At 62.6% G+C, this 3,958-nt stretch carries 5 protein-coding genes; 3 read left to right on the forward strand and 2 right to left on the reverse strand.

What is annotated here, in order from left to right; all coding sequences use genetic code 11:
- Positions 1-250 precede the first annotated feature (250 nt).
- Both EOA22_RS26495 and EOA22_RS26500 read left to right on the forward strand, forming a co-directional pair.
- Positions 251-835, forward strand: coding sequence for a nitroreductase (locus EOA22_RS26495; protein ID WP_024505355.1), 585 nt, complete (start codon positions 251-253; stop codon positions 833-835).
- Positions 836-1,444, forward strand: coding sequence for a flavin reductase family protein (locus tag EOA22_RS26500; protein ID WP_024505354.1), 609 nt, complete (start codon positions 836-838; stop codon positions 1,442-1,444).
- A 17-nt stretch (positions 1,445-1,461) separates the two neighbouring features.
- Here the strand turns inward: EOA22_RS26500 and EOA22_RS26505 are convergent, their stop codons facing one another.
- The gene (locus EOA22_RS26505; RefSeq protein ID WP_063167879.1) at positions 1,462-2,178 is read right to left on the reverse strand and encodes a TetR/AcrR family transcriptional regulator; all 717 of its coding nucleotides are present in this window, start codon (positions 2,176-2,178) and stop codon (positions 1,462-1,464) included.
- A 398-nt stretch (positions 2,179-2,576) separates the two neighbouring features.
- Here EOA22_RS26505 and EOA22_RS26510 point away from each other — a divergent pair, with 398 nt between their 5' ends.
- Complete coding sequence (locus tag EOA22_RS26510) at positions 2,577-3,251, forward strand: isoprenylcysteine carboxylmethyltransferase family protein (protein WP_013531970.1); 675 nt, start codon at positions 2,577-2,579, stop codon at positions 3,249-3,251.
- A gap of 7 nt (positions 3,252-3,258) precedes the next feature.
- On the opposite strand, the gene EOA22_RS26515 is transcribed toward EOA22_RS26510, so the two are convergent.
- Positions 3,259-3,958 (reverse strand): CoA ester lyase (locus EOA22_RS26515; protein ID WP_164755835.1); only part of this gene is annotated, 700 nt, incomplete at its 5' end.

Below are 3,958 nucleotides of genomic sequence, written 5' to 3' on the forward strand. Positions count from 1 at the left end.
GTCGACATTCTGCGCCATGGCGAACGAAACCGGCGCCATGAACAGCAGGGCGCCGAGCCAGACCAGGAAAAGACGGACAGTCCCCTCAAACATGCCTTGCGTTGAAGCCCATGGCGGTGGCAATTTCAAGGCTTAAGAGTCCGACCGATACGACTCTTCCGTCCGGCGTATCCCGCGCCAATGCCCGAGCCGCCCGAATCCCCGATGGTGCGCTTCAGCTCAAAACAGAATGTCCAGGAGACTTGCGCCCATGGCGTCGCCGATCATCGACTTCCTGCTGACCCGAAACTCCGCACCGATTCCAGATCTGAAGGAGCCGGCGCCGAGCGATGCGGAGATCGCGACAATGATCACTGCTGCCTCCCGGGTGCCCGATCATGGCCGGTTGGAGCCCTGGCGCTTCATCCTCTACCGTGGCGACGCCCGCGTCGAGATCGGCAGGCAACTGGCAGCACTTGCCGAGCAGCGGGAGGGCCCATTGACGGAGGGCCGCCGCAATCAGGAACTGGCGCGGTTCTCGCGCGCACCGCTGGTGATCGGCGTCGTATCTGTCCCCAGGGAGAATCCAAAAATCCCGCAATGGGAAATGTTCCTGTCGGGCGGCATGGCGGCGATGAACCTGATGATATCAGCCAACGCGCTGGGCTTTGGCACCAACATGATCAGCAACTGGTATTCGGATGTGCCGGAGGGCAGGGCACTGCTGGGGCTGGCGCCGCAGGAGCGGGTCATCGGCTTCATCCATATCGGCTCCTATGCCGGCCCGGCGCCGGAGCGGCCCCGGCCCGATCCGGCAAAGCTGTACAGTGACTATTCGGGGCCGTGGGTCGGCTGAATGTTCTACGAGCCTTCAAAGGGCCACGGCCTGCCGCACGACCCTTCGAAGGCGATCGTGGCGCCGCGTCCGATCGGCTGGATTTCGACACTGAACAGGGCTGGTGAGATCAACCTCGCGCCGTATTCCTTCTTCAATGCCGTTTCGACGCGGCCTTTCATCGTCTGGTTCTCCTCCGAAGGCGAGAAGGACAGCGCCTCCTTCGCCCAGGAAACCGGCGAGTTCGTGGCCAATCTGGTCAGCCGCGATCTCGCGGAGAAGATGAACCGCACGTCGGTCAATGCTCCGCGCGGCGTCAATGAGTTCGTCTATGCCGATCTTGCCATGGCGCCGTCGCGCCTGGTCGCCCCGCCGCGCGTGGCGGCAGCGCCGGCCGCGCTCGAATGCCGGGTGACTGAAGTTTTTCGGCCAAAGGCCCTGGACGGGTCGCCGACAAGTGCCGTTATCGTCGCCGGTGAAGTGGTCGGCGTGCATATCGACGACGCCTTCCTGACGGACGGCCTGTTCGACATCACCAAGGCCGGCAATGTCGCTCGTCTCGGCTATATGGACTATGCCAGCGTCGACGAGGTGTTTTCGATGCGCCGGCCGCGCTGGGACAAGGACTAGATATCAGGCTCGGCCAGCTACCGCGCCTTGCCGGAACTCGTTCGCCGCCTGGCGGTCATGACGGTGCGCACATAGCCGGGCTCGCCGATCCGAATGCTTCCATCGGGCAGGCCCAGTATGCGGTCGAGGGCGATCTCGTAGAGCCTGACGCGTTTCTCCAGGACTTCGATCGCGGCCTCCATGTCGGCGTCGCTGCCGCCGGCAATGGCCTTGGCGACGACATCACGCGTGGCCATGCCGAATTGCATGACGATGTCGGCGACACCTTCCGGATCGAAGGTCCTGAAGGTGCCGTCTTCGATTCCTTGCCTGATGACCTTGACCAGCAGCGGTGAAAACGACGCGCTGGCGGCCAGATTGATACGGTGGAAAAGCACCAGATTCTCAGGCCGGAACATCGTCTCGAAAAGAGCCCAAGCTTCCGGCGCGGTTTCGATCTTGGCCCGCCGCGACTGGCTGAGCAGGCCATTCAGGCGGCCAAGCGGGTCGAGGCCGGGATCGTGGAGTATGTCCTGGACCCCAGCCAGTGCCTGTTTTGCAAAGCGATCGGCCAATGCCTCCAGGAGAGCCTCCTTGGAGGGGAAGTAATGATAGAAAGCACCCTTCGAGATGCCGGCGGACGCAATCACGTCATTGAGGCTCGCTTTGTCATAGCCTTGGGTCAGGAACAGGGTCTGGGCATGATCCAGAAGTTCTTCTCGCCTGAGTTCTGGATGCTTGATGACACGGGGCATGACGAACTTTCTGCACGTGATGGCTGCTCCCGTCCAGTCCCGACGTCGGCAGCCAGGGCAACGGATTTCGGGTTAACGGGTCCCTTCGGAGTCTCCGCTTGCGCGTTGGCTGACGGAGCATCAAACGAAAAACCCGCCTGTGCGGCGGGTCACTGGCGCAAATCAGCACCATGGGCAAAAATGTACCATAGCTGAGATCACCGAGTCAAGAAAAAATTCCTATCGTGGAAGGCTGCCCGGCAAAAAGCCGCCAACACAACCGACTGCCGCAAGCCTTTTGTTAAGCTGGAGTTCGGAGCCTCGGGTCGAAGGTTCGCTTGAACTATAGACCAGTGGTCTGTATGGTAGACCAATGGTCTAAAATACCAATCATCAGCGGATATCAAGGCAGGTCGATCATGATCGCGAAATTGGTTCTTCAGACATTCGTCTGGTTCGTCGCCATGGGCGCCTTGCTCTTCCTGTCGGCCGGCACGCTGCATTGGCCGGGGGCCTGGGTCTATCTGGTGGGGATGGTGGGCCTCAGTCTCACCTTGGGCGTGGCGCTGGCGAGGCGCGATCCCGGTCTGATGAATGAGCGGCTGAGCTCTCCCATCCAGAAGAATCAGGACGCGGCCGACAAGGTGCTGCTGTCCATACTTCTGCTCGCCATCTTTGGTTCTCAGATATTCATGGGATTCGACGTGCGTTTCGGCTGGTCGGCGGTTCCCGTCTGGGTGCAGGTGGTCGGCGCACTGGTCCTGCTGCTCGGAATCTGGATCTGCTATCTGACGATGCTGGAGAACAGTTTTGCGGCGCCCGTGGTCAAGATCCAGGACGAACGCGGACAACGTGTGATCTCCACCGGGCCTTACAGCTACGTCCGCCATCCTATGTATGCCGGCGCCATCCTCTTCTTCGCCGGCACGGCACTTCTGCTTGGTTCCTGGTGGGGGCTGGCGTCGGTGCTCGTGCTCGTCGTTCTCTTGGCCATCCGCACCTTCATCGAAGAGAAAACGCTTCGCGCCGGTCTGCGCGGCTATGACGACTATGTGGCCCGGGTCCGTTACCGCCTGATTCCATTGGTTTGGTAGCAGGCGCTCAGGCGGAAACACCTGCCGCCTTCGCCCGCGCCAGAAGCCGCTCGGCCAGCCGCAGGTGCGGGCGGTCGAACATCTTGCCGTCGATAGCGACGACGCCGGGGCTTCCCGCTGCCGCGAACGCAGCAACGATTGCCGCCGATTGTCTCACCGCCTCGGCCGACGGCGTGAAGGCTGCGTTGATGACCGGCACCTGATCGGGGTGGATCGCCATCTTGCCGGTGAAGCCATCGCGTTCGGCCTCGGCGCACTCCGCGGCGAAGGCCGCCATGTCGCGAAAATTTGGGAAGACGGTGTCGATCGCCGCGACCTCCGCCGCACCGGCGGCGAGTATGGTCATGGTGCGAGCATGACGGAACACGTCCGTGTAGCGGCCATGCTCGTCGCGGGCGCTGCGCGCGCCGAGCGCCGCCGACAGGTCTTCCGCGCCCCAGGTGAGCCCGGCAAGCCGCGCGCTGGTCCCGGCATAGGTTGCCGCCGCCAGCACGCCTGCCGGCGTTTCGGTGATGATCGGCAGGATCTTGATCGCGCCGTCGGCCAGGCCTTTTTCGGCCTCGCGCACCCTGAGTTTTGCCGACAGGTGCTGCACATCCTGGCCGCCGTTCGACTTGGGCAGCATGATGCCGTCGGGTTTCGCCGGAACCAGCGCCGCCAGATAGTCATCCGTCAGCCCGGTCGCGAGGTCATTGACCCTGCCATAG

The sequence above is a fragment of the Mesorhizobium sp. M7A.F.Ca.US.014.04.1.1 genome (assembly GCF_003998745.1).
GTDB classification, from domain to species: Bacteria; Pseudomonadota; Alphaproteobacteria; order Rhizobiales; family Rhizobiaceae; genus Mesorhizobium; species Mesorhizobium ciceri.

Bases quoted from the DNA above. Each gene is read 5' to 3' on its own strand.
- EOA22_RS26495 (WP_024505355.1), top strand. From the start codon at position 251: ATGGCGTCGCCGATCATCGACTTCCTGCTGACCCGAAACTCCGCACCG.
- EOA22_RS26500 (WP_024505354.1), top strand. From the start codon at position 836: ATGTTCTACGAGCCTTCAAAGGGCCACGGCCTGCCGCACGACCCTTCG.
- EOA22_RS26505 (WP_063167879.1), bottom strand. From the start codon at position 2,178: ATGCCCCGTGTCATCAAGCATCCAGAACTCAGGCGAGAAGAACTTCTG.
- EOA22_RS26510 (WP_013531970.1), top strand. From the start codon at position 2,577: ATGATCGCGAAATTGGTTCTTCAGACATTCGTCTGGTTCGTCGCCATG.